The 25,331-nt window shown below is 71.5% G+C and carries 15 protein-coding genes and 1 other RNA gene; 12 read left to right on the top strand and 4 right to left on the bottom strand.

Annotation, left to right across the window (positions count from 1 at the left end; all coding sequences use genetic code 11):
- The first annotated feature begins 3 nt into the window (after window positions 1-3).
- From smpB to ssrA, 3 genes are all read left to right on the top strand, one after another.
- Window positions 4-477: an SsrA-binding protein SmpB gene (smpB, locus tag ABT299_RS09055; RefSeq protein ID WP_190863019.1), complete on the top strand. Its 474-nt coding sequence runs from the start codon at window positions 4-6 to the stop codon at window positions 475-477.
- Between the two features lie 8 nt (window positions 478-485).
- Window positions 486-2,471, top strand: coding sequence for a penicillin-binding transpeptidase domain-containing protein (locus ABT299_RS09050; protein ID WP_500250284.1), 1,986 nt, complete (start codon window positions 486-488; stop codon window positions 2,469-2,471).
- A 332-nt stretch (window positions 2,472-2,803) separates the two neighbouring features.
- Window positions 2,804-3,176: a transfer-messenger RNA gene (gene ssrA, locus ABT299_RS09045) on the top strand.
- A gap of 66 nt (window positions 3,177-3,242) precedes the next feature.
- On the opposite strand, the gene ABT299_RS09040 is transcribed toward ssrA, so the two are convergent.
- Window positions 3,243-3,854 carry a dihydrofolate reductase family protein gene (locus tag ABT299_RS09040; protein WP_500250283.1) on the bottom strand — a complete coding sequence of 204 codons (612 nt, stop codon included), beginning with the start codon at window positions 3,852-3,854 and terminating at the stop codon, window positions 3,243-3,245.
- Between the two features lie 74 nt (window positions 3,855-3,928).
- Window positions 3,929-4,783, bottom strand: a complete 855-nt coding sequence (locus ABT299_RS09035) for a helix-turn-helix domain-containing protein (RefSeq protein WP_500250282.1) — start codon at window positions 4,781-4,783, stop codon at window positions 3,929-3,931.
- A 113-nt stretch (window positions 4,784-4,896) separates the two neighbouring features.
- Here ABT299_RS09035 and ABT299_RS09030 point away from each other — a divergent pair, with 113 nt between their 5' ends.
- The 4 genes from ABT299_RS09030 to ABT299_RS09015 all read left to right on the top strand — a co-directional run bounded on the left by ABT299_RS09030 (window position 4,897) and on the right by ABT299_RS09015 (window position 10,573).
- Complete coding sequence (locus ABT299_RS09030) at window positions 4,897-6,402, top strand: alpha/beta fold hydrolase (protein WP_500250281.1); 1,506 nt, start codon at window positions 4,897-4,899, stop codon at window positions 6,400-6,402.
- A 549-nt stretch (window positions 6,403-6,951) separates the two neighbouring features.
- A complete protein-coding gene (locus tag ABT299_RS09025) occupies window positions 6,952-8,580 on the top strand; it encodes a flavin monoamine oxidase family protein (RefSeq protein WP_500250280.1) in 1,629 nt (542 codons plus the stop codon).
- A gap of 137 nt (window positions 8,581-8,717) precedes the next feature.
- Window positions 8,718-9,242 (top strand): GNAT family N-acetyltransferase, encoded by a 525-nt coding sequence (locus tag ABT299_RS09020; protein WP_347256940.1) that lies wholly within the window; start codon window positions 8,718-8,720, stop codon window positions 9,240-9,242.
- A gap of 89 nt (window positions 9,243-9,331) precedes the next feature.
- On the top strand, window positions 9,332-10,573 hold the full coding sequence (locus ABT299_RS09015; protein ID WP_500250279.1) for an FxsB family cyclophane-forming radical SAM/SPASM peptide maturase: 1,242 nt from the start codon (window positions 9,332-9,334) through the stop codon (window positions 10,571-10,573).
- Here ABT299_RS09015 and fxsT (ABT299_RS09010) read toward each other — a convergent pair.
- Window positions 10,570-13,119, bottom strand: coding sequence for an FxSxx-COOH system tetratricopeptide repeat protein (gene fxsT / locus ABT299_RS09010; RefSeq protein WP_190862968.1), 2,550 nt, complete (start codon window positions 13,117-13,119; stop codon window positions 10,570-10,572). The genes ABT299_RS09015 and fxsT (ABT299_RS09010) overlap by 4 nt on opposite strands.
- A gap of 590 nt (window positions 13,120-13,709) precedes the next feature.
- Between fxsT (ABT299_RS09010) and ABT299_RS09005 the strand changes: the two genes are divergently transcribed.
- From ABT299_RS09005 to fxsT (ABT299_RS08985), 5 genes are all read left to right on the top strand, one after another.
- A complete protein-coding gene (locus ABT299_RS09005; protein ID WP_500250278.1) occupies window positions 13,710-15,371 on the top strand; it encodes a tetratricopeptide repeat protein in 1,662 nt (553 codons plus the stop codon).
- Between the two features lie 390 nt (window positions 15,372-15,761).
- Entirely contained in the window at window positions 15,762-17,228 is a 1,467-nt protein-coding gene (locus ABT299_RS09000) for an MFS transporter (RefSeq protein WP_387021234.1), read from the top strand.
- Between the two features lie 192 nt (window positions 17,229-17,420).
- Window positions 17,421-18,893 carry a VMAP-C domain-containing protein gene (locus tag ABT299_RS08995; protein WP_500250277.1) on the top strand — a complete coding sequence of 491 codons (1,473 nt, stop codon included), beginning with the start codon at window positions 17,421-17,423 and terminating at the stop codon, window positions 18,891-18,893.
- Between the two features lie 17 nt (window positions 18,894-18,910).
- Window positions 18,911-19,930, top strand: coding sequence for an AAA family ATPase (locus ABT299_RS08990; RefSeq protein ID WP_190862960.1), 1,020 nt, complete (start codon window positions 18,911-18,913; stop codon window positions 19,928-19,930).
- Window positions 19,927-24,075: an FxSxx-COOH system tetratricopeptide repeat protein gene (gene fxsT, locus ABT299_RS08985; protein WP_500250276.1), complete on the top strand. Its 4,149-nt coding sequence runs from the start codon at window positions 19,927-19,929 to the stop codon at window positions 24,073-24,075. Before ABT299_RS08990 ends, fxsT (ABT299_RS08985) begins: the two co-directional genes overlap by 4 nt.
- A gap of 33 nt (window positions 24,076-24,108) precedes the next feature.
- Here fxsT (ABT299_RS08985) and ABT299_RS08980 read toward each other — a convergent pair whose 3' ends face one another.
- Window positions 24,109-25,317, bottom strand: coding sequence for an FxsB family cyclophane-forming radical SAM/SPASM peptide maturase (locus ABT299_RS08980; RefSeq protein WP_500250275.1), 1,209 nt, complete (start codon window positions 25,315-25,317; stop codon window positions 24,109-24,111).
- Between the last annotated feature and the right edge of the window lie 14 nt (window positions 25,318-25,331).

Here is a 25,331-nt window from a genome sequence, read left to right as displayed (position 1 = left end):
ACAGTGCCACGCGACACAGGGCGCAAGCTCATCGCCCAGAACAAGCGTGCCCGCTACGACTACCACATCGACGACACGTGGGAGGCGGGCATGGTGCTGATGGGCACCGAGGTCAAGGCGCTGCGCGCCGGCCGCGCCTCCCTCGCCGACGGCTACGCCCACGTGATGGACGGCGAGGTGTGGCTGGAGAACGTGCACATCCCCGAGTACACGCAGGGCACCTGGACCAACCACGCGCCGCGCCGCCGCCGCAAGCTGCTGCTGCACCGCCGCGAGATCAGCAAGATCATCGCCAAGTCGTCCGAGCCGGGCTGGACACTGATCCCCCTGGCGCTGTACTTCAAGGACGGTAAGGCCAAGGTCGAGATCGGCCTGGCCCGTGGTAAGAAGGCCTACGACAAACGCCAGGCCATCGCCAAGCGGGAAGCCGACCGGGAGATGCAGAAGGCGGCGGCCGCCCGGTTCAGGAGACGGTAAGGGTGTCGATGACCAACCGAGGCCGCGGACGCCTCCCGCGCAGGCGGCTCCCGCGCGGGAGCCGCACCGTGCGCCGCCGCGCCGTCTCGCTGGCGGCCTGCGGCGCCCTCGTCGCGACGATGACGACGGGCTGCTGGGCGGAGCCGTCCGCGATGCCCGCCGTCCGCGACTTCCTGATCGCCTGGCAGGTCGGCAACTACCCGGCCGCCGCGAAGAAGACCGTCGGCACCGACCGCAAGGCGGTCGAGTCCGCGCTCGGCGCCGTCCGCGCCCAGCTGGACGCGGCGTCGCTGCGGCTGTCCCTCGGGGTCTCCGACGACCAGGGCCGCGTCGACGACACCAAGGTCAAGGCGATCGCCAAGAACGGCGACGACGCCGACGCCCGGTTCTCCGTGAAGATCGACCTCGGCGAGAACGGGCAGCCCTGGGAGTACCTCGGCCACATGCACCTGCACCGGGTCGGCGGCAAGTGGAAGGTCGTCTGGAACCCCTCGATCATCAACCCGCAGCTCGGCCCCGGCCAGCGCCTCGCGGTGGTCTCCGACGTGCCGAAGCGCGCCCCGATCGAGGACGGCGCGGGCCGCAGCATGCTGCACGAGGTGTACTCCTACGACATCGGGGTGGTCCCCGGGCGCCTCGCCGACGCGCAGGCCACCGTCGACCAGCTCGCCAAGGTGGCCAAGTTCGCCGGCGGCCGCCGGCTGGACTCCGAGCGGCTGCTCGGCCGGGTCCGCTCGGCCCCGCCGCAGAAGTTCCTGTCGCTGCTGACCCTGCGCTACCCGGAGCAGAGCGCGCTGGCCCAGCGGCTGAAGCAGGTCCCGGGCCTGAAGATCAACGCGATCAAGGCGCCGAGCGCCCCGAACTACGCGCCGGAGCTGGTCGGCGAGCTCGGCCCGGCCACAGCCGACCTGCTCCAGCAGGTCGGCGCCCCCTACCAGCCGGGCGACACGATCGGCGTCAGCGGCGTCCAGCTCCTGCAGCAGCGCCGGCTCGCCGGGACACCCAGCGTCAGCGTCGTCGCGCAGGACGCCACCGGCAAGCAGACGCAGGTGCTGAAGACCTGGCCCGGGATCGCGCCGCAGCCCGTCTCCACCACCCTGGACCCGACCGTCCAGCGCAGGGCCGACGCCGCGCTCAAGGCGCTGCACTACCCGGCGTCCCTGGTGGCGCTGCGCCCGAACACGGGCCAGGTCGTCGCGGTCGCCAACCACGCCACCGGCGGCGAGAACCGCGCCTTCGAGGCCCACTACCAGCCCGGCCTGGCGTTCGGGATGGTGTCCGCCGAGGCGCTGTTCGAGCAGGGGGGCATGAAGCAGAACACCAAGACGTCCTGCCCCGGCAGCGTGACGGTCGGCGGCAAGACGTTCACCAACAAGGCGCACGCCGACACGGCCTTCGCCAACACCTTCGCCCTCGGCTGCGCGACCACGTTCGCCCAGCTGAGCAGCAAGATCGACGCGCGCGCCCTGCAGTCGGCGGCGTCCCAGCTCGGCATCGGCCGGGGATGGGGCGTCTCCGTCCCCGCGTTCACCGGGTCGCTCCCCCCGCTGAACAGCGAGGGCGCCAAGGCCGCCGCGATGGCCGGCCAGGGCGTCGAGGTCAGCCCCCTCGCGATGGCCCTGGTGGCGGGCGCCGCCCGGACCGGCACCTGGAGATCCCCCTACCTGCTCACCGACCCGCCCAAGGCCGCCGACATCGGCGCGCAGAACCTGCCGTCGGACCCCGTCGCCAACCTGACGACCCTGCTGGGACGTACCACGTCCAAGGGCGTCGCCCGCGCCGCGCACGTCACCAACGACGTCGCCGGGACCGCGGCCACCGCCCAGTACACCGAGGGCGGCAGGCAGAAGACGGTCTCCTGGTTCGTCGGCTCCGCGGGCGAGCTCGCGTTCGCCATCGCGATCGAGGGGCCGTACTCCGCGTCCTCGGTGGCCGCAGCCTTCTTGCGCGGCATCCCCGCCAAGGCCAGGACGGGCACCGGTACCTCAGGCTGAGCGATCCCGCCGGGACTTGGGAATCTCTTTGCCCGGCGGGACGCAACCGACCCGGGCTCCGGGTGCGTCTTCCCGGGTGACTGAGTATCCGCTTGGGGGGTTGCGGACTCGGTCGCAGTGATGAGACCAGAGCCTCGTCTCGGGGGAGGCTCTGCCGTCCGGACCGGCCTGACCCTGCCGGTCGACCCCGGTGGCGCGACTCGCTCGCGCCACCGGGGTTCCTGCGTTCAGGGGGCCCGGGGGCCGCGGGGAATTACGTTGCCCCCGCAGGCGTTATCCTTGTAACGTCATCGTGCGGACGCCCTGCGGCGGCCGCGTTGACAACTCAACATGGGGGTGACCGGCTTCGACTTCGGTCGTTCGAGCCAGGGGAAGCGGGTCGAGGGTTGCTGTCGTGACCTCGTTAATCCTGTGACAGCAAACCAATAACTGCCAACAAGAAGCAGTCCGAGTTCGCCCTCGCCGCCTGAGCGAGGAGCGAACTCTGTCAGCCCGGTAGCGTCTCCGAACCGGGGTCTGGCATCGTAAGGAGACTCCACCTGCAAGCCCGGTCGCGGGGCCTGTAGGGAAAACGAACAGCGACTGAGTCCGTCGGCGACACGCCTGCGTGAGCGCCGGGACTGAGAAAACGCCAAGCAGGCTGCACCCGGAGAAGCCCTAGCTCTTCACCGAAGGACGCGGGTTCGATTCCCGCCACCTCCACCAGCGAGTACAGAACGGCCCGACCGGGAACCCGGCCGGGCCGTTCTGCTGTGCGCTCTGTGTCCTGGGCTAGCGGCGGACCCTGAACCTCAGGTGCAGGACGCCCTCGCCCTGGATGACCACGTGGGGGTCCTCCAGGAGGTGCTGGCCGTCGATGGCGCCGAAGTAGCGTTTGCCCGAGCCGAACACCACCGGCACCACGTCGATCGCCACCTCGTCCACGAGACCGGCCGCGAGGATCTGGGCGCCCACGTCCCCGGCGTTCACGGCGACGGTCCGGTCCCCGGCGAGGGCGCGGGCCTTGTCGATCGCGGCCTTCACGTCGTCGACGAAGTGGTACGACGCCTCCGGATGCCAGCCCTCGGGCTTCGGCCGGTGGGACACCACGATCACGTGGTCACCCGCGGGCGGCCGTCCCTCCCAGCCGTTCACCAGGTCGAACAGGGTGCGGCCCATCACGATGGCGCCGATCGTCCGCCACGTCGACCGGACGTACTCGGCCGACGCGCTGGAGACCTTGAACGGGCTGCCCGAGCCGGAGTGGTCGTACTGCTCGTCGACGCCTCCGACGATCGGGTCGTCGCCGTTGAAGTACCAGTCGTGGAGCGGTCCGACCTCGTCGTTCGCGTCGGCGATGAAGCCGTCGACCGACATCACGTTGTGCATGATCACTGCGCCCACGGGTTCTCCTCCGGTGTCCTCGGGCCTCGGTTCACGATCCTGTCGTCCGGGGGAGCGACCGGGCATGTAAGAAATCAATCGGCGGGCATCGGGCCGTCGTCCGGCGGGAACCCCGGCTCGGCGGGGAACCGGCGCCGCAGGGCCAGGTACTCCGTGGGGGTGTGGCCGGTGAAGTCCTTGAACTCCCTGGTGAAGTGGGCCCGGTCGAAGTAGCCCGCCGCGTGGGCGAGGTCCGACCAGTCGACGGGGCGCAGGGCGTCCACCGACAGGATCAGCCGCGCGAAGCGGTAGATCCGCGCCACCCGCTTGGGGGTGACCCCGACATGGGACTTGAACTGCGCGGCCAGGTGGTTGCCGCTCACCCCGGCGCCGTCGGCCAGCGCGCCGACCGGGACCGCGCCGTAGGAGGTCTCCAACCGCAGGCCGGTATGCCGGACCAGGCCGAGGCCGCGCGGGGGCGCCTCGGCGAGACGCGACCGCAGTTCCTCCTCCACGACCCGAATCGCCTCCGGGGCCGACGGGACGTCGCCGACCCGGTCGCCGACCCGGTCGCGGATCCGGTCGATGGACCGACGCCAGACGGCGTCGACGGGCACCCACCGGTTCCGCAGTTCGGCCGCCGGCACGTCGACGAACGGCGAGAGCCCCCACGGCTTGAAGTGGACCCCGACCAGACGCACCCGTGCCGGGTACTCGAAGAGGAAACGCCTGGTCCACACGCCCATGAACCACCCGTCGCCGAACAGCGCCGGCGGCACCGAAGGATCGGAGTCCCACAGGCGGGCCGGTTCGCCCAGGTTGACGAACAGGTGCGCCGACGGCATCGGCGGCACGTTCATTCGGCGGTGGCGCGGCACCCCGGTCAGGCAGTAGATGTCGTCGATGAGCCTGTCGAGCGGCGGCGCGGGCACCCGGCCGACGTATTCCATGGCCCAAGTCTGTCCCTTCGGCACCGCGCGCGTCGCCTCCCTCCCAGGTCCGGGGTGCCGGTTCCCCATGGAGGGCGATGCGCGGCCGATCGGCCGCCTTCCAGACTCCGAGCATGAAGTCGATCTCGAAGAGGGCGGGAAGCGCGGCGGCCGCCGTCGCCGCCGTCGCCTGCGGTGCCGCGCTCACCGCACCGGCGGGACACGCCGAGAAGCCGGCGCGGGAGCCGGCCGGCTGCGTGCCGGTCTCCGGCGCGGTGTGCGGCTCGGTGCGGGTGCCGCTGGTGCGGGACCGTCCCGGCCTGGGGGACACCACGGTGGCCTACGCCCTGATCAGGCATCGCGACACCTCCCGGCCCGCCACGGGGACGGTGGCGCTCAACCCCGGAGGTCCGGGGGATTCCGCGATCGCGTCCGCGTCCCAGTACGCCCGGATGTTCGCCGGCCTGCTGCAGGACCACGACCTGCTCCTCGTCGACCCGCGCGGCGTCAACCGCTCCGACCCCGTCCGGTGCGGGGCCCTGGCCTCGCTGCCCGCGACCCGCGACGGCTTCGTGCGGGCGGTCGGTGAATGCGGCCGGACGCTCGGGATCCGCGCCCGCGGCTACACCTCGGCCGAGATCGCCGACGACATCGACGCCATCCGGGCCAAGCTGGGCGTCGAGCGGCTCGACCTGCTCGGGGAGTCCTACGGCACCTACCTCATGACGGTCTACGCCCAGCGCCATCCCGGACATGTCCGCTCGATGGTGCTCTCCAGCGCCTATCCGCTCGACTTCGACATGTGGGCGCGTCCCAACGCGCGGGCCGCGCGCCGAACGCTGCGACTGGTGTGCGAACGCAGTGCGGGCGCCTGCGACGGCGACGAGGTCCTGCGCGACGTCGCGCGGCTCGCCCAGAGGCTGCGGACGCGGCCGATCACCTACACGCTGGGGGAGGAGCAGCGGCGGCTGGACGACACCGCGCTGGCCTCGATCGTCTACGGCCTGGCGGGTTCGGCCCCCGAGGGAATCGGTGGCGTGCCCGCGATGGTCCGCAGGGCCCTCCACGCCGACAACGCGCCGCTGATCGAGGCCGCCCGTCAGGTGGCGCCGCTGAGCGGGTCGGCGCTCCGTCAGGACGAGCAGCAGCTCTTCAACCCCGAGCAGGCCGCGGCGGTGATGTGCAACGACTACCCGACGGCCTGGAGCCGCACAGCGCCGGTCGCGGCCCGGCTCCGGCAGTTCTCGTCCGGGCTCGCGGCGATTCCCGAGCGGACGTACTGGCCGTTCGGTAAACGAGCCTGGACCGGCGTGAGCTACAGCTGGGGGAACGCGTGCGTGCGCTGGCCCGACCGGCACGGCCCGGTCCAGCCGACCAGCGGCCCCCTCCCCGACGTCCCGGTGCTGGTGGTGTCGGGCGACCTGGACGCCAACACCCCGACCGAGCAAGGCCGGCAGGTCGCCCGCCGGTTCCAGCGGTCCACGGTCGTGGAGGTGCCCAATGTCGGTCACGTGGCCGAACACGAACCCAGCGGCTGCGCGGCCGCGATCGAGTCCGGTTTCATCCGCCGCCTTCGGGTGGGCGACACCTCCTGCCTGGCCGGCATTCCGCCTGCGCCCGTGGAGCCCCTCCCGCGGTGAACCGTCCGGTCATGCCGGGAACTGAAGGCCGAGGACCGCTCTCTCGTTCCCGACGAAGAGCCGGTTCCCGCTGGAGACCGCGAAGTCGTTCAGGCCGGTGAGGGACGGAACGGGAGCCGGGCCGGCGACTTGACGGACTCCGCCATGGCGCGGACCGCGTACCAATGCCTGACCTCGGTCGCCGTCTCTGCTGCCCCGCCTGCGCATGGCGATCGGCGGCTCGGTCGCGACGTGGGAAATCCGTCTCAGAAATCAGATTTACGTACCGATATGAAGCCAACGACGGTCATCTGGAGAACCTGACGTTCGCCATAGAACGTGCAGCTCCATCTCCTCTGTGGGCGGCGATCATCGGTTGAGATGAATGAGGACATGGAAACCCGCGGGGACGGCGGATCTCCGCGATTTCCGTTCCGTTGCGGTCGGGCCGTTCGCGCGTTCGCGGGGTCAGGACACATGAAGTTCACAGGGGAGCACTCTGCCCGAAACGTTCCAAAATGAAGATCGTCGGCGCATCGACGGAACGATCTTCATGTGGGGAGATGCGCCTTGGCACAGATCCAGCGGACGCGGCACGGGCAGACGCGCAGGAGCTTCCTGCGCGCGGTGGGGCTGACAGGCGGTGCCGGCACGATGTTCGCGGCCATGGGGGCGCTCGGCCTCGCACCGGCCGAGGCCACCGCGGCCACGCCGCCCTTCCGGCCCCCCAGCCCCGCCGACTTCCACCTCACCGGGCGCAGCGCCGCCAGCGTCGTCATCCTCGGCGGCGGCATCGCCGGCCTCGTCTCCGCCTACGAACTCGGCAAGGCCGGATACCGCTGCACGATCCTGGAGCCGCGCGACCGGACGGGCGGCCGCAACTTCACGGTGCGCGGCGGCACCGAGCAGACCGACCTGTTCGGCAACAAGCAGGTCGCCCGCTTCGGCGAAGGGCAGTACCTCAACGCGGGACCCGCGAGGCTCGCCCAGTGGATGGTCACGCTCGACTACTGCAGGGAACTCGGCGTCCCGATCGAGGTGTTCACCAACGTCAACGCCGACGCCTACATCTACAACGAGTCCTCCGGCATGAAGCCCGGGCACCCCATGCGCTACCGGACGGCCAAGGCGGACGTCTACGGTTACGTGAGCGAGCTGCTCGCCAAGGCCACCGGCAGCGGCGCCCTGGACGCCGAGCTGACCGGCGACGACCGCTCCGCGCTGCTGTCGTTCCTGGAGGACTGGGGCCAGATCGGCGGCAAGTCCGACGGCTTCGCCTACAAGGGCGGCACCAACCGCGGCTTCGGCGTCTACCCCGGCGCGGCCGGTCAGCCCGGCACGCCGCTGGGCGCCGTTCCCGGCGTCTCCGACGTATTCGCGTCGGCCGTCGGACGCTACTTCTCCTTCGAGTTCGAGTACGACCAGGCGATGCTGATGTTCCAGCCGGTCGGCGGCATGGACCAGATCCCCAGGGCGCTGACGCGCGCCATCGGCCCCGGCAAGGTCAAGCTGGGCTGCGCCGCCTCCCGTCTCGTGCAGCGGCCGGACGGCGTGACCGTCCACTACACCGACGCCGCGGGCCGCCAGAAGACCCTGGACGCCGACTACTGCGTCGCCGCGATGCCTCCGCACCTGCTGGCCGGGCTCCCGCACAACCTCGGCGACGACGTCCAAACGGCCCTGCGGGCCATCACCCCCGCCTCCGCCAGCAAGATCGGACTGGAATACCGAAGCCGGTGGTGGGAGACCGACCACCGCATCTACGGCGGCATCACCGAGACCGACCTCGACCTCACGCATGTCTGGCACCCCTCACACGGCTTCCATGAGCGGCGGGGTGTCATCGTCGGCTACTACAACTACGACGAGACCGCCGACAAGTACGGCAAGATGACCCCGCGACAGCGCCAGGAACGCGCCGTCACCCTCGGCGAACGCATCTACGGCGCCAAGTACCGGACGGAACTCGCCTCGTCCTTCTCCCAGTCATGGCGCTACATCCCGCACATCGAAGGCGCCTGGCACAACCTCCCCGGCTGGACCCCCGACGCCCCCGTCCTCAAGCCGCTGACCGCGCCCACCGGCCGCGTCCTCTACGCGGGCGACTGGCTCTCCTACATGGACGCCTGGCAGCACGGCGCCATCCTCTCCGCCCGCCAGGCCGTCACCGCGCTCCACACCCGCGCGTTGACGCACTGACCTTCTCGGAACCGCAGAGCGTCGGCCGGGCCCGGCTCGGATGCTTCCCGGCCGGGCTTGCGCCGGTCCCGGCCGCCCTGCCCCGGGTTCCGGGGGAGGGTAAGGGCGAAGTGCCCGGGGTGGCGTAGATTTCGCGGGTGAGCGTGGAGCTGACGGTGGGCACCCGGGTCCTGCTGCGGCGGGTGCGGGCGGACGACGAGGCCCGGTTCCTCGAACTCGCGGAGGCGAGCGAGGGGTTGCACCGGCCGTGGGTGGCGCTGCCCCGGTCCGCGGCGGAGTTCGCGGCCTACCTCGCGCGGTTCGACCAGGTGACCGCGGTGGGGATGGTGGTCTGCCTGCGCGACGGCGGGGACCTCGCGGGCATGGTGAACATCAACGAGATCGTCCGCGGGTCGTACCAGCGCGGGGTGCTGGGCTACGCGGCGTTCCTGCCGCACGCCGGCCGGGGCTACATGACCGAGGGGGTGGCCCTGGCCGTCCGGTACGCCTTCGAGCGGCTGGGGCTGCACCGGGTGGAGGCCGACATCCAGCCGGGGAACGCGGAGTCCCTGCGGCTGGCCGCGCGCCTCGGCTTCCGCCGGGAGGGGTTCTCGCCCGCGTACATCAAGATCGACGGAACGTGGCGGGACCATGAGCGGTGGGCCTTGACGAACGAGAGTTGATCGCGTTTATTGATCATGTAAGCCCGATATACCAGTACAAAATACAAGCGCAGCGCCGCGTCTTGGTCTCACCTAGGAGGTCGGCAAGCGTGGGCGTCCGCAGGGACGAACCCGGCCAGGAGATCGAGTGGCCGGGCGCCCTGGACGTGCGCGCCCTCCTCGAACGCGGCTGGCGGCCCACCCCGATCCGCGACTTCATCCTCAAGGTGCACAGCAGGTGCAACCTGGCCTGCGATTACTGCTACATGTACGAGATGGCCGACCAGGGCTGGCGCCGCCAGCCCCGGCGGATGTCGCGGCAGGTCGTCGGCTGGGCGGCGGAGCGCATCGCCGAGCACGCCCGGATGAACCTGCTGCCCGAGGTCGAGGTCGTCCTGCACGGCGGCGAACCGCTGCTGGCGGGCGTCGAGCACCTGCGGCACGCCGTCGAGACGATCCGCGCCGCCTGCGAGCCCGACGTGCGCGTCGGGTTCAGCGTGCAGACCAACGGCGTCCTGCTCGACGAGCTGTTCCTCGACCTGTTCGCCGAGCACGGCGTCAGCGTGGGCGTGAGCGTGGACGGCGACGAGGAGGGCCACGACCGGCACCGGCGGCGCGCGAACGGGCGGGGCAGCTACCAGGACGTGCGGACGGGCCTGGAGCGCCTGACCGGCACCCCGTACCGGCACCTGTTCGGCGGCCTGCTCAGCACGATCGAGCTGCGCAACGACCCGCTCGCGACCTACGAGGCCCTCCTGGCGTTCGAGCCGCCGGAGATGGACTTCCTGCTGCCCCACGGGAACTGGGACGCGCCGCCGCCCGGCCGTCCGCCCGACGAGTCGACGCCGTACGGCGACTGGCTCATCGCCATATTCGACCGCTGGTACGGGCGCGACGCCGACCAGGTGCGGATCCGGCTGTTCAGCGAGATCATCCGGCTGCTGTTCGGCCGGATGTCCGCGAGCGAGGCCGTGGGCCTGTCCCCGGTGGCCATCGCCGTGGTGGAGACCAACGGCGAGATCGAGCAGGTCGACTCGCTGAAGTCCGCCTACGACGGGGCCGCCGGAACCCGGCTGCACGTGTCCCGCGACCCGTTCGACACCGTGCTCTCGCTGCCGTCCGTCGCCGCGCGGCAGATCGGCCGGCAGGCGCTGTCGGCCCAGTGCCTCGCCTGCGAGGCGCACGAGGTGTGCGGCGCGGGCCTCTACCCGCACCGGTACAAGTCGGGCACCGGTTTCCGGAACCCGTCGGTGTACTGCCGCGACCTGCTGAAGCTGATCACGCACATCCGCGACGTGCTGAGCCGCGACCTGGACGGCTCGCCCGCGCGGCCCGCGGCCGCCGTGGGCTAGATCGGCGGCGGGTCGAAGTCCGCGTCCAGCCGCCGTCCCTCCAGGAAGACCTTGGCGTCGGGGTGCTCCAGCGTGAGCGTCCGGCGGTAGCGCTGCTCCGTGTCGGCGAACAGCGCCTCGGCCTCCTCGTCACGGCCCAGGGTGCGCAGATCGGCGACGGTGTTGGCCGCGGCCGAGAGCGTCACGGGATGGTCCTCGCCCATCAGGGCGCTCAGCCGGCGCAGCGTGCCCGAGCAGAGGCGGTACGCCGACTCGTTCTCGCCCAGCGCGGCCAGGTCGCTGGCCAGGTTGAGGGCGACGGTCAGCGAGTAGTGGTGGTCGCGGCCCAGCTTGAGCTCCAGCCCGGCGAGCGCGTCCTCGTTGGTCTTCCGCGCCGCCTGCGGGTCGCCGGTGACCCGCTGCAGGATGGCCAGGTTCCCCGCGCAGGCGTGGTTGTACGGGTGGTCGGCGCCGTAGACGCGCGGGTAGCGGCGGACGGTGTCCTCGGCGAGGTTCATGGCCTCCTCGAACTTGCCGAGCGTCCGGCGGATGTTCGCCAGGCAGGTCGCCGCCGCCAGCGTGTCGGGATGGTCGATGCCGAAGGCGCGCACGTACCGCTGGTGGATGTCCTCGGCGATCTCCTGAGCGCGCTCGTAGTCGCCCGCGCGCCGCCGCGCGATCGACAGGTCCTTGCCGGTGCGCAGCGTCCAGGGATGGTCGGGGGTCAACTCCTCGATCCCGAACGCGTAGGCGTCCTCCCCGAGGTCGCACGCCTCGGAGAAGTCCCCGCCGAGCCGCACCGCCCGCGCCAGCCCGGTGTAGATGTTCAGATAGGAGGCGGGGTCGCCCGCCGCCTTCCCCGTTTCGAGTACCTCGAGGTACACCTGCTCAAGAAGGAGACGGGCGTTCGTATAGTCGCTCTTGAGACCGTGGTCGAGCGCGACGCTGTTCTTGGCGCGCCAGATGCTCCACTCGTCGTCCGGGAATTTCGACTCGAAGCGGCGGAGCACGTCGTCGTCGATCTGATGCGCCTGCTGGAAGTCGCCGCTCGCCCTCAGGTCCGTCGCGCGCCCGCGGAGCGCGCGCAGCGTGGTGTCGTGATCGAGACCGAGCGCTTTCTCGGCCATGGCGAGAGTCTGCGCCCCGAGCGTGGCGGCTTCCTCGTACAGCCCCAGTTCGCGGGTGATGTTGCACATTTCCACGCGCAGTTTCAGGACGTCCTCGTGGTCGGTCCCGGACGAGGCCGTCCACACTTCGAGGAACGACTCCGCGAACGACTGAGCGGAGGAGACGTCTCCCGAGGCGTACAGGTACGTGATCATCTGGAGGCAGAAGTCGCGGACCGAGGGCTCGGAGCATTCGGCGACGCCCGCCGGCTCCATGTGCCCGAGCGCGTTCAGGAACTTGCCCCAGTTGCTCGAGTCGTTCGGATTCGGCGGCGTGTAGGCGGCCAGCAGCAGGTGGACTTCGTGCCGGAGGCGCTCCTGGTCCGCTTCCGAGACCTCGTCCCGGACGAGAGCCTGGATCAGCCGGTGGACCTGGATCGTCCGGGCCGGAATGTCGAGCCTCGCCAGAGCGAAGCGCCCCAGTTCGCCGATGGCCCGGCTCAGCTTGATGGGGTCCCTGATCAGGGTCGTGAGCCCTGGGCTGAGACCGGGAACGACCTTGCTGAAGCTGTCGCGCGGAATCGGCTCCGGACCGAAGAACGCGCAATAGCGCAGGAGGTCCAGCGCCTCGGGCATCTTCTCTTCCAGGCTGGCGACGGAGAGCGCCCAAGCGGCCGTCATCGACACCGGATACTCGGTCGGTTTGCCCTGGGAGAGCAATTGGCTGGTGTGCTCTTCGAGGAGCTGCAGATACTGCTCCACCTGGATGCCGGTCTCAGCGTGGAGCGCCCCGGCCTGCTCCAAGGCGAGCGGGAGGTCGCCCAATTCCTCCGCGAGCCTGTCGGCGTTCTCCTCGCTGATGCCGCGCGGAACCCGCCTCGTGAGGAACTCGATGCTCTCCTCGCGGGTGAAGACGTCGATCGGGACCGCGTCGACCACGCCCGCCCAGCGGTGGTTCCGCGAAGTGATCAGGACGTGCCCGGGGCCCTGCGGGAGGGTCTCGGTCAGTTCCTCGGGCTCGTCGGCGTTGTCGAAGATCAGCAGCCAGTTGGTATAGGGCTCGCCGCGGCGCAGCGCGTCGAGGACGGCGTTGGCGGCGTCCTCGACGCCGCTCACGGAGGCCGAGGGAAGGCCGAGGGGCTGCGCGAGGCTCGCGAGGGAGGAGCGGACCAGGACGGGCTGGTCGGCTGGGATCCACCAGACGAGGTCGTACGCCGATCTGTACCGGTAGGCGTACTCGACCGCCATCTGGGTCTTTCCGACGCCGCCGAGACCGTGCAACGCGTGCGGGACCACTGCGGTGACCCTGTTGGCCAGGCCTCCGCGTAGTCGCTCGAGAAGGTCCGTCCGGCCGGTGAAGTTCTTGTTCCTGGGAGGGACCTTGCCCCAGATCTGGGGTACGCGATCCGTGGCGAACGATGAATCCGGCTGTGCGTTGGTCACTCGATCCCCCTGCGCCATGCCGGCGCCCCCACCGGACACACCGCATCACGTCGTGGTCAAGTAATTCCGTCAATGAAGATAGTGTATTGAAGCTGCTCGTACCAGTCTGTGTCAGGTGACACGTTGATCGGCCTCCCTTTTTCGGACGCCGTTATACGGCGTTCACAGGCTGTCCGAATAGAGAGGGGCGCAGGTGGCGCCGCTCTGGTGCCCAGGGCCGCTTTTTGAGACCATGGTCCTGATCACCTTGCGGTGTCCGGGAGAAACGCACTGGCGGGACCTCTGTGGCACCGGTACAGAGGAGGTACGGATGCAGAACCGCTCATTCGGCTTCGCCCGTGAGACCCTCGAGGCCGCCACCGCTTCCGGCTTCTCTCCAGGGATGCGGCGAGTCGGATTGGAGCTGTTGAAGCCGGGTACCGCAAGGGCCGGGTTCGACAACAAGATGTCACGGCGGCCGAGCGGGAAGACGGCGGCGACCAGGGCATAGGGGCGAGGCGACGGCGTCCGTTCTTCGGGGCGTTACCGGGACCATTCGGTCGGCCGTGCGCTACGCTCGGGTGAGCTTGCCGGCACATCTTTCCACGGGTGCCTGCTCATGGGACGGAATGATGATCGCGCAGTCTCCCTTCGGCTCTCCGGGTCCGCATGCGGGCGGGCGCGCGCTCGATGAAACGCATCGGGACCTCTTCCGCGGCAGGACCACGGAGACGCGCGAGGTTCTGCGGAATTGGGAGGAGAACCGGCTCACCGTGCTGCACGGCGGCGCCGGTGTCGGCAAGACCTCGCTGTTGCGCGCGGGCGTCGTCCCGCGGTTGCGGGACCAGGACGCGAATGTGCTGCCCGTCGCGCATATCGCGTACCGGCCCTCGTTCCCGGTGGCGGCCCTGCCGGAGCACAACCATTTCCGGCTGGCCCTGCTGGCCTCGTGGTACACGCGCGCGTCGCCGGTGCAGATCTCCGAACTGCCGATCGGCGCGTTCCTGCGCAAGCACCGCCGGGTCGACCGGTTCGGGACGCAGCTCCCCACACTCGCCGCCATCGACGGGGCGGAAGGTCTCCTGCGGACCTCGTCCCGGCACGAACGGCACCGCCGGGAGCTCCTCGACGACCTGGCGGTGGTCATGAAAGAGGAGCCGGACCTGCACCTGCTCCTGGTCGTCCGCGACGACGCCCTCGACGAGGTCCTCGAACTCGCCGGCCGGCTCGGCCAGGAGTCGCCCGCGACGTGTTCGCTGGAGCCGTTGACGCCCGAGGCGGCGTGCGAGGCGGCGGAGGCGCTGATCCGCGGCGCCGGCCGGAGCGACGGCGACCTCGCCGAGGCGCTGGTGCGGGAATTGCGGACGGTCCGGATGGCGGGCGCCGTCCAGACCACCTCACGGGTCGAGCCGGTGCTGCTGCAACTCGTCTGCGCGCGCCTGTGGGAGGACCTGCCCGGCGACACCGAGGTCTCCGTGGACCGGTTGCGCGGCGAGGTGAACCGGGTGCTGGGGGAGTTCTGCGCGCACGGTCTCGCCACGATCGCGGCCGACCAGAGCATCCGTGCGGCGAACGTCCTGTCCTGGTTCCGCGGCGTGTTCGGCGGGCCTTGGGGGCGCGCCGGGGTGCCCGAGTCGCGCCTGTACGACGACGTCCCCAAGGCGGTCGTCGACGCGGTGCAGGACCATCACCTCGTCCGGGCGCGCCTGCGCGACGGGGCGCGGTACTTCGAGCTGCAGCATCCCCGGCTGATCGAGCCGATCGGGAAGCTCGGCGGCGGGGCGGTCCCGATCAGGCGCCCGGGACCTTCGATACGACTGCACCAGGCGCGGCTGGCGCTTCTGGACGGCGACGCGGAACTCGCGCGGCGCCATGCGGAGGCGGCCGTCCGCGCCTGCGGCGAAGGCGGCGACATGAAGGTCCTCGCCACCGCGACCACCTTCCTCGGCGACATCGCCTACGAACAGGGGGACGCCCCGACGGCGATCGTGCGCTACCGGAAGGCCGCCACGATCTGCGAGGCCATTCCGGACAACGCCGCGGTCGGCTGGCTCCTGGCCGGCATCGGCCGGATCCTGCTGGCGAGCGACGCCGGAGAGGCCGTCCGGCAGCTCCAGGCGGCGGCGAGCCGGCTGCCGCACGAGCTGTCGATCCAGACCGCGCTGGGCCAGGCGCTCTGGCGGTCCGGGAGGACGCGCGCCGCCCGCGCGGTCTTCGAGGACGTCCTCGGCCACGACAGCCGGAACCGCGAGGCCCTCATCGCCAAGCGCGCCCTGACCGGCACCGCGTAGGCACGGGGGCCTCCGGCCCTTCGTGGCCCGTGTTCTCCGTGAACAGTCGTGCCCTCGTGTGACGAACGCTGGATTTTGAAGTCCAAGCTCCTGTTCGTCCGGTTTAGTGGCGAAATAGAAGTATGGCGCCCATGGCGTATTCGCTGATCTATTGTCCGCTTCTTGGCGACCGCTCCCCTCTACGGGGACGCATATGTCTGCTGCTAGGATCCGTGCGCGACTGAATCCGGTTGCCGGGAAAGCGGATGAACCGGGTTTCTTTGGCGAGTCCTGGCGAAATTTTATGCTCAGCTTTGACTTTAGCTCGTAATCCTGCTGGGCAATATGATAAGACGTCGGAGCTGCGGAGCGCTCGGACGGTGACCACGGTCGGAGCAAGGAGAGTCAGAGGTGAGCACCGCCCCACCCGAACCGGACGTGCGGGGCGGCGGCGGGGCCGAGGACTCACGGACCGGGGAGTCCGCAGAAGCGCAGGACCGGGTGTGGCGCCGCGATTTCACCTTGCTGATGGGCGGATCGGCGTTCTCGCAACTCGGCACGCTCGGGGCGGCCGCGGCCAATCCTCTGCTGGCCCTCGCGCTGACGGACTCGCCGATCGTCGCCGGCTGGGTCGCGGCCGCGAGCACCCTGCCCGGACTGTTCCTGCACCTGCCCGCCGGGCTGATCGCCGATCGCTGCGACCGGCGCCGGATCATGCTGCGCAGCCAGCTGATCCGGGTGCTGAACTCCATCGTGCTGTTCGTCGGCCTCTTCACCGTCCCCGAACCCTGGCCGTTCCTCGTCGTGGCCGCGGTGGTGGACGGCTCCTGCGCGGTCTTCTTCCGGATAGCGGAGATGGCGGCCGTCCGGCACGTGGTGCCGGACGGCGAAGCCGAGAACGCGATGGGCAAAAGCGAGGCCCGGCACCATCTGGCCCTGGTCCTCGGGCGGCCGGTCGGCGGACTGCTCTTCTCCTTGGGCCATGCGTTTCCCTATGTGCTCGACGCATTGACGTCCTTCGTCTCCGTTGTTTCCCTTCGCTTTCTGCGGACGAAGCATCTCCAGTCCTTTGAACCAACACGGGGCTCGGGCCTCAGGGGGCCGATGCGGAAGATGACCCCCTATTTCAAGGAAGGATTCGGCTGGATAAGCCGCGACCGCTTCCTCTGCTCGTCGATCGTCGCGTGCGCGGTCGCGAACATCGGCTTCCAGATCATCATTCTGCTGCTCGTCGTCGAGGCCGAGCGGAATCACCTCTCCGGGTCGCTCATCGGCACGCTTCTCGCGACGTCGGGGGTCAGCGGTTTCCTGGGGGCCATGACCGCGCCCGGAATCGTGCGGCGCTTCCGGCCGCAGGCGACGGTCAAGTGGTGCGTGGCGGCCTGGCTGCCGTTCGTGGTGATCGTGGCGATGACGGGCGATCCGGTGATCGGAATGTGCGCCTGGGGGGCCTGTAGTTTCATGGGGGCCTACATCAACGTCGCCTTGGCGGTGCACCAGAGCAAGGCCATTCCGAAAGACGTCCTGGGCCGGGTGGAGGGGGTCCTCCAGTTCCTGACGACGGGCGCCGTGACGCTCGGGGCCTCCGCCAGCGGTTATGTGATCAAGTTCTTCGGCCCCCGTCCGACGGCCTTTCTCGTGGCCGGAACGTTCCTGGGCATCGTCGCCGCCGTCTTATGTCTGGTGCGCAGGCCGAATCCGGCCGGGGAGCCCACCCTCGTGACGCTCCTGTTCTTTCTCGCCCTGGTCGCCGTATGGTCGCTTCCGAGGCCGGATTTCCGGTGGCGGAGGCAGCGCGCGAGGTGGGGCGGGCGTGCGGCGGCCGGAACGGCGCTGCCCGTGCACGGCGCGGCGGTGCCGGCGGGCGAGGACGGTTAGCGGCGAGCCCGCCGGGCGGACATCACCTCCGGGCCGTTCGGATTGTGCTGGGTGACGCATTCCGGACGGCCTGTTCCGGCCGCTTCAGAGTTGCCGGAACGGCATCCAACCGATGGGCGCGGCGGAGGTAGGCTTCCGGCATCGGAAACGGCGGGCGTTCTTTTCGGCACCCTTCGGTCGGAGGCGGAGCGTTTGATCACGTCGCTGAACGTCGATGATCAGCATCGGCTCGTCGAGGCGATCCTGCGCATCGACGGGATGAGGGTCCGGCGGGGGCGTGAGGTGCTTCTGGCGGCCCTGGAGCGCGATCTCGGGCACCGGCTCCCCTTCGAGCACCACGACCAGGACCGGCTCGACGTGTGGGCGCTGGTCGACGTCCTGCTCAACTACCCGGGCGCGGCGCACGCGCTGGTGCGGAACCTGGAGCGGTTCTACAAGGGCAGCCTTTCCGTTGCGGCGCTGCGCGACCTCGTCCGCGAGCTGATCCCGGAACCGTGGCTCGGCCAGGACGCGCGGCGGGAGCTGCACCAGCTGATCACCTCGCTGGAGCAGTTCGACCCGGGCCTGACCCATCTCAGCCGGTTCCCCATGCTGTACCGGCGGGCCGTCGGGCCCGCGTGGCCGCTGCTGGACCGGGAGATGCGCAGCCTCCACGACGTCGTCGCCCTGCTCGAGGAGATCCCGGCGGGCCGCGACGGGGTGCCGCCGCTGCTGATCTTCGCCGACGACCTGGCCCGGTACGCCGCCCAGCCGACGGCGCCCGCCATCCGCGACTGGGTGCGCCGGCAGGCGGTGTTCCAGGGCGTGGACGACGCGCTGTTCCAGCGGCAGAACGCCGAGGTCGAGACGCGGACGCGGGCCGAGCCGTCCGAGACCTACCTGATCATCGCGTGCACGCCGGACGCGCTGGAGCCGGACCGCTACCTCGTCACGGCGTGGCTGCAGGTGGACCGCGAACCCGGCAGCACCCTGCAGTGCAGCGACGAGGCGCTGCCGCTCAGCCGGATCCCCGAGCTGCTGGAGCGGCTGCTGACGGCGGAGAGCTCCGTGGTCGGCCGGCCCACGCCCGACCTCACCGTCGAGTTCGTGCTGCCGCGCCCGCTGCTCGGCCACCCGGTCGAGGACTCCAAGATCAAGATCGCGGGGTTCGAGCACCGCATCGGGATCAAGTACCCGGTGGTCGTGCGCAGCCTCGACCGGATGCGGCTGGCCGCCGTCCACCACGACTGGCGGCGCAAGTGGACGGTGCTGCGCGGCAACTCGGTCGACGCGCCCGTCTGCCTGGTCACCCGGCGCGGCGAGTACGACCAGGAGGAGCTGTTCTCCAAGCTGTCGGAGTCCCCGGCCGTCCTCGCGCTGGCGTTCCCGCCGTGGGCGGCGAGCGACGAGCCGGACGAGCACTGGGTCGGGCTGCTGTCCGGGACCCCGGTGATCGCCTGGTGCCGGGACGGCCGCGACCCGGCCCGGTTCGCCCGCGAGGTCAAGGACCTGCTGGCCGCCGATCTGATGAAGCTGCCTCGGCGGGCGATGGAGCTGCGCCGCCAGGCGCTGTCCGCCGGAGCCGAGGAGGCGGGAACGGGCCATCTCGGCCTCCACCTGACGCTGGTGTTCGACGACGCCGACCGCATTCCCGAGCCGTACGTCCGGCTCCGACCCCCCGCATAGCACCGGAAGGCCCCGCCATGACGACAGGACCGGAATCCAGCGACCCGCTCGGGGACTGGCGCATCTACCGCGGCGACGGCCTGCCGCACGATCGCGCGCGCCGGTTGCCGCCGCCCCCGCCGTGGCGCCGGTTCAGCCCGGAGGACGCGGTCCGGGGGCGCGGTCGGCGGGAGCAGCAGGCCATCTCGTACCGGCCCGACGAGTCGGTGATCGACAAGGTGAACGCGGCGGTGCTGCTGCGGCGCCCCCTGCTGGTGACGGGCAAGCCCGGGTCGGGGAAGTCCACCCTTGCCTACAACGTCGCGTACGAGCTCGGTCTCGGCTCGGTCCTGTACTGGTCGATCACCAGCAACACCACGCTGGAGTCCGGGCTGTACCACTACGACGCGATCGGCCGCCTGCACGAGGCGAGCCTGCGCGGCGTGGGCGGACGCACCGACACGGCCGATCCGCCCGACATCGGCCGGTACATCCGCCTCGGTCCGCTCGGCACCGCGCTGCTGCCCGGCGACGCCCCCCGCGTCCTGCTCATCGACGAGCTCGACAAGAGCAACATCGACCTGCCGAACGACCTGCTCAACGTGTTCGAGGAGGGCCGGTTCCCCATCCCCGAGCTGCAGCGGCTGCCCGAGGAGCAGGCCCGGATCCACGTGATGACCGAGGACGGCGGCCCGCGCGTGCCGATCGAGCACGGCGAGGTGCAGTGCGCGAGCTTCCCGATCGTGATCATCACGAGCAACGGGGAACGCGAGTTCCCGCCCGCGTTCCTGCGCCGCTGCGTCCGGCTGGTGATCGAGCCGCCCGGCCGGGACCGGCTCGCGGAGATCATCGAGGCGCATCTCGGCGCGGACGCCCGGGCGGAGAGCGAGGAGCTCATCGAGCGGTTCCTCGCGCGCCGCGCCGACGGCGCCCTCGCCACCGACCAGCTGCTGAACGCCGTCTACCTCGCGACGTCCGGCAGCCGGCCGCCGGACGGCAGGCTGGACGAGATCCTCGACGCGGTGCTCCGCCCGATCGAGATGCCCGGCGCGGGATGATCGGCCGGCTCGTCGAGGCGCTGCGGGCGCTCGACCCGCCGCCGACGGCGGAGGAGATCGCCGACGCGCTCTGGCTCGCCGCCTGGTTCCGGACGCACGAGGGCCCGGCCCACCACGTCCCGGCCGGTGCCGCGGGCCCGGACGGCGGCACCGCCGGTCCGCCGCCGTCGCGGCGTCCGAGCGAGCCGTCCACGCCGTCCCCGCCGGAGCCACCGCCGCCGCGCCCCGCGGAGGCGGGCCTGTACATGGCGGGACAGGAGGTTCCGGCGGCGTCGTTCCCCGTCCGCATGCCCGCGGTGCCGGCCATCTCCCGGACGCTGCCGCTGGCGCGGGCGCTGCGCCCGCTGCGCGCGACCGTCCCGTCGCTGACCCGCGAGATCCTCGACGAGACCGCGACCGCGCAGCGGATCGCCGAGACCGGCGTGTGCGAGCCCGTCATGGTCCCGGCGCGGGACCGCCGGCACGACCTGGCCCTCGTCGCGGACGTCGGGCCGTCCATGGTGGTGTGGCGGCAGACGATCGAGGAACTGCGGGCGCTGCTGCAGCAGCTCGGCGCGTTCCGCGACCTGCGGACCTGGTACCTGGACACGGGCGGCGAGCGGCTGTCGCTGCGCACCGGGTCGGCGTTCGGGGTCAGCGCCGACCGCGACCCCGACGAACTCGTCGACCCGAGCCACCGGCGCGTCATCCTGGTCGTCAGCGACTGCATCGGCGCGGCGTGGCGGGACGGCCGCGCGGCCGCGCTGCTCGGCCGCTGGGGCCGGACGGGCACCGTCGCGATCGCGCAGCCGCTGCCGCAGCGGTTGTGGTGGCGGACCCCGGCGGCCATCGAGCCGGTGCGGTTCGGAGCGTCCGGGCCCGCCCTGCCCAACGAGCGGCTCACCGTGACGCGTGCGCCGCTCCAGCCCTCGGACGGCCGCCCGCTCGGCGTCCCGGTCCCGGTGGTCGAGCTGAACGAGCGCTGGCTGCGGTCGTGGGCGAACATGGTCGCGCACGGCGGCCGGGACATCATGGGCGCCGCGCTGTTCACCGGCCGGCCCGTGGCCGACGCGCCGCCGCCCGACGGCGAGCCGATGTCGGCGGAGACGCGCGTCAAGCAGTTCCGGGCGTCGTCGTCGCCGGCGGCGTTCAAGCTCGCCACCTACCTGGCGGCCGCGCCGCTGCGGCTGCCCGTCATGCGCCTCGTCCAGCAGGCGATGCTCCCGTCCTCCTCGTCCTCTGTCCTCGCCGAGGTCTTCCTCAGCGGGCTGCTGCGGATGGTCGGCCGCCCGGCGGACGGCGGCGAGGAGGAGATCGCCTACGAGTTCCACGACGGCGTCCGGGAGATCCTGCTGCAGGGGATGCGCAGGCGCGAGGTCCAGCAGGTGCTGCGCGCCGTGTGGGACGTCGTCCGCGAGCGCATCGGCTCGTCGCTGGACTTCCCGGCGCTGCTCGCGGCGGTGGGCCGCGGCGAGGTGCGGCTCCCGCCCGACCTGCCGTTCGCGCAGGTGGCGGCGCAGGCGCTGGCTGGCCTCGGCGGCCAGTACCGGGAAGTGGCGCGGCAGCTGGCGACCGGTGCGGTGGCCGGTGCGGGCGGCACCGGGGGCGGGGCGGGCGACGAGGCGGCGGACGGGCTTCCGACCGCGGGCGCGGGGCCGGAGGGCCCCGCGCCCGCGCCCGCGGTCCGCAGCGGCCTGCCCGCCCGCAACCCCGACTTCACCGGACGGGACCGGCTCCTCACCGCGGTCCGGGCGGCGCTGCAGGACGGGATGGCGGCGCTCCTGCCGGAGTCGGAGTTCGGCATGGGCGGGGAGGGGAAGTCCAACCTCGCGGTCGAGTACGCCTACCGCCACGCGGGCGACTACGACCTGGTCTGGTGGATCCCGGCCGAGCAGACGACCTCGGCGCGCGCGGCCCTCGCCGTGCTGGCCCGCCAGCTCGGCATGCCGATGAGCGACGACATCAAGGACACCGTGGACGGCGTCCTGCGCGCGCTCCGCGACGGCCGCCCCTATGGCCGCTGGCTGCTCATCTACGACAACGCGCAGGATCCGGACCAGGTCGTCCGGCTGACCCCGCTCTCGGTCGACGGGGGCGGGAAAGGGCTGGGGCCCGGACGGCACGTCCTGGTGACGTCCCGCGACCGCGGCTGGGAACGGCACGCGTCGGTCGTCGACGTCGGCGTCTTCGAGCGGAGCGAGAGCATCGCGCTACTCCGCCGCCTGGTGCCGGAGCTGTCGGAGGCCGAGGCCGACCTGCTGTCGGAACGCGTCGGGGACCTCCCGCTCGCGGTCGGCCAGGCGGCCGCGTGGCAGGCCGTCACCGGAGGCACCGTCGAGGAGTACCTCCGGCTGTTCGACCGCCGCCTGACCGAGTTCAACGGGAACGGCGGGTCCGAGGAGCTCCCCGGGCCGCTGGCGGCGGGCGTGAGCCTCAACCTCGATCTCCTCCGCGAGGAGAACCCCGTCGCGGGCCTGCTGCTGGAGCTGTGGGCCGTCTTCGACCCGGAACCGGTGCCCTGCGGGCTGCTGACCGCCGGGCGCTCGGCGGAGCTGCCCGCCGAGCTGACCGCGCTGCTCGCCGACGAGGCCCGGCTGCGCGGCGCGATGCGCGACATCTCCCGCTTCTCCCTCGCCCGCTTCGACGAGGAGGCGGGCAGCCTCCAGGTCCACCGGCTCGTCCGGGCGATCCTCGACGATCGCCTCGGCGACGACGGCCGCCGCCGCGTCCGTGCGCAGGTGCACGCGATCCTCGCCGCGGCGACGCCCGGCGCGAAGCCGGAGGAGGAGTCCACCTGGGAGATCCGCTCCGAGATCACCCCGCACGTCGTCCCCTCCGGGGTCTTCGAGGCGGACGATCCCGGGATCCGCTACGTGGGCATCGACCAGGCCAAGTTCCTCTACCAGTCGGGGGAGTACGAGGGGAGCCGGCGGCTGGCGGAGATCGCGCTGCACCGGTGGCGCGACCGGTACGGGCCCGACGACGACGACGTCCTGGACATCTCCCGTGTCCTGGCGAACGCCCTGCGCGGCCTCGGCGACAACCGGGCGGCCGCCGACCTCAGCGAGGACAACCTCGCCCGGACGCGCCGCAAGTACGGCGCCGACAACCTCCAGACCCTGTTCGCCGCGAACGGCTTCGGCGCGGACCTGCGGTTCCTCGGCGAGTTCCGCAGGGCGCACGAGATCGACCTGGACGCCTGGCGGCGCCTGCGCCGGATCCACGGGGACGCCGACACCGACACCCGGCTCGCGGCCAGCAACCTCGCCATCGACCTGCGGATCCTGGGCGAGTTCCAGCGGGCGCACGAGATCGACCGGGAGGTCTGGAGCGGCGAGGGCCAGGCCTACCGGCAGCGGTTCCGCGCCACCCACAACCTCGCGCGCGACCTGCACGCGCTGGGAAGGTACGGCGAGGCGTACCGGATCCAGGCGGAGAGCCTGGCCAATCTGCGGCCCGTCCTCGCACCGGGCCACGCGCACGTCCTGCAGGCGAAGATGAGCCACGCGGGGACGCTGCGGAAGCTCGGGCGGTCGGTGGAGGCGCACCGGCTGGCCACCGAGACGTTCGCCGCCCACGTCCGGCGGTTCGGCGAGGAGCATCCGAACACGCTCGCGAGCCGGGTCTGCCTGGCGCTCGCCACCTGCGCGATCGGGCGTCCGGAGGAGGCGCTGCCGCTCATCGACCGGGCGCTGGACGGCTACCGCCGGGTGATGGGGGACGGGCATCCCTTCGTCCAGGTCTGCGCGATCGACCGCGGCGTCGTGCTGCGGCGGCTGGCGGAGGTGTACGCGGCTCAGGAGACGGACCAGGCGGCTCTGGCGGATCTCGAGGCGGGGGTCCTCGGCCCGAACCACTACTACGCGTTCTGCGCCACGGTCGGCCTGGCCAACGACTACTACCTGCTCGGTGAGCTGGAGGCCGCGGCCCGGCTGCTGTCCGGCGTCCAGGAGAAGATGATCGGCTGCCTCGGCGAGCGGCACCCCTACTCGCTCGCCGTCGAGTTGAACCTGGCGCGCGCTCGCGCCGCCATGGGCGCGGAGGGCGACGCCACCGGTCCTGCGCTGGCCGCGCTGAGGCAGGTGCTGGGCGCGGATCATCCCGATGTGTGGGCGGCGGAGCGGGGCGAACCCCTCGAATGCGACATCGAACCCACCGCGCTGTGAGCGCCCCGCGAGCCCTGCCGCGAGCCCGCCCGGTCAGCGGCCGGGCGCGGCCGTCGCGAGGGCCAGGTCGTGCTGGACGGTGCGCCCGATGTGGCTGATCAGCGCCATCAGGTCGGGGCAGTACACCGACGGGTTCAGGTAGCCCTCCCCCTCCCGGTACCGGTGCGCGTAGGCGCCGCCGCCGCAGATGTCGCGCACCGCGCACGTCCTGCACGTCTGGGACAGGGCGGCGACGCCGATCTGGCGGGCGACGACGCCGGGGTGCGTCAGCGCGTCGTCGAAACTGTTCCCGAACACCGTGAGACCCGTCTCCGGCGCACCGGCGTACGCGGCCTTCAATGTGTCGACCTGCTGCAACGTCCCGTCGGTGTCGACGACGACCATCGCGACCGGCGACAGGCCGATGTTCTCGCTGCGGCTCTGCCCGCCGAGCAGCAGGTTGAGGATCTCCTCGAACAGCCGGACGCCCGTCTCCTTGTGCGGTGCGTGGTACCAGCGGTCGAAGATCGGGACGAGCCAGTCCGCGTAGGGGGTGCCCTGGCCGTCGGCGGGACGGCGCGGCGGCGGGGTGCTCCAGGTCCCGTGCGGAAGGAGGAAGTCGATGCGCGGCGGCCGTGTCTCGAGAAGGGCCTCGTAGGTCCGGATCGGGTCGTTGTCGAGGTCGACCGTGCAGAGCAGCCCCCGGTAGAGCCGCCGGTGCGAGGCGGCGAGCCGGTTCAGCCCGCGCACCACGTCGGCGTGGCTTCCCCGCCCGTCGGCGCGGCGCCGATGCCGGTCGTGCCCCTCGCGGTCACCGTCGAGGCTGACGGCCACGCCCACGTCGTTGTCGTCGAGCATGGCCAGCATCTCGTCGGTGAGCAGCACGCCGTTCGTCTGCATGGTCACTTCGAGGTCGCAGGACGCGGGCAGCGCCGCGCGGAACCGGTCCACGGCCGCGGCGATCGCCGTCCTCCCCGCGAGCAGCGGCTCGCCGCCGTGCAGGACGACCGACACGTCCGTCAGCGCGTGCTTCCGGACGTGCTCGCCCAGCCGTGCCGCCGTCTTCGCGATGACGTCCGGGGCCATGGCGCGCGGGCGGGACCGCCACGTCTGGTCCGCGCCCTCGTAGACGTAGCAGTAGTCACACGCCAGGTTGCAGCGACCGTGGATCTTGAGGACGACCTCGGAGAACGGGACGGGCCGCCATCCTTCGCCGATCAGCCGCGCGACGTCGAGGCCGCTGGACGGCCATTCGGGGGACACCGCCGCGCACATTC

The sequence above is a fragment of the Spirillospora sp. NPDC000708 genome (assembly GCF_040299565.1).
In the GTDB taxonomy this organism is placed as follows: Bacteria; Actinomycetota; Actinomycetes; order Streptosporangiales; family Streptosporangiaceae; genus Spirillospora.
The sequence above is the reverse complement of the archived record's forward strand: the minus strand, read 5'-3'. Positions and strand labels throughout refer to the sequence as shown.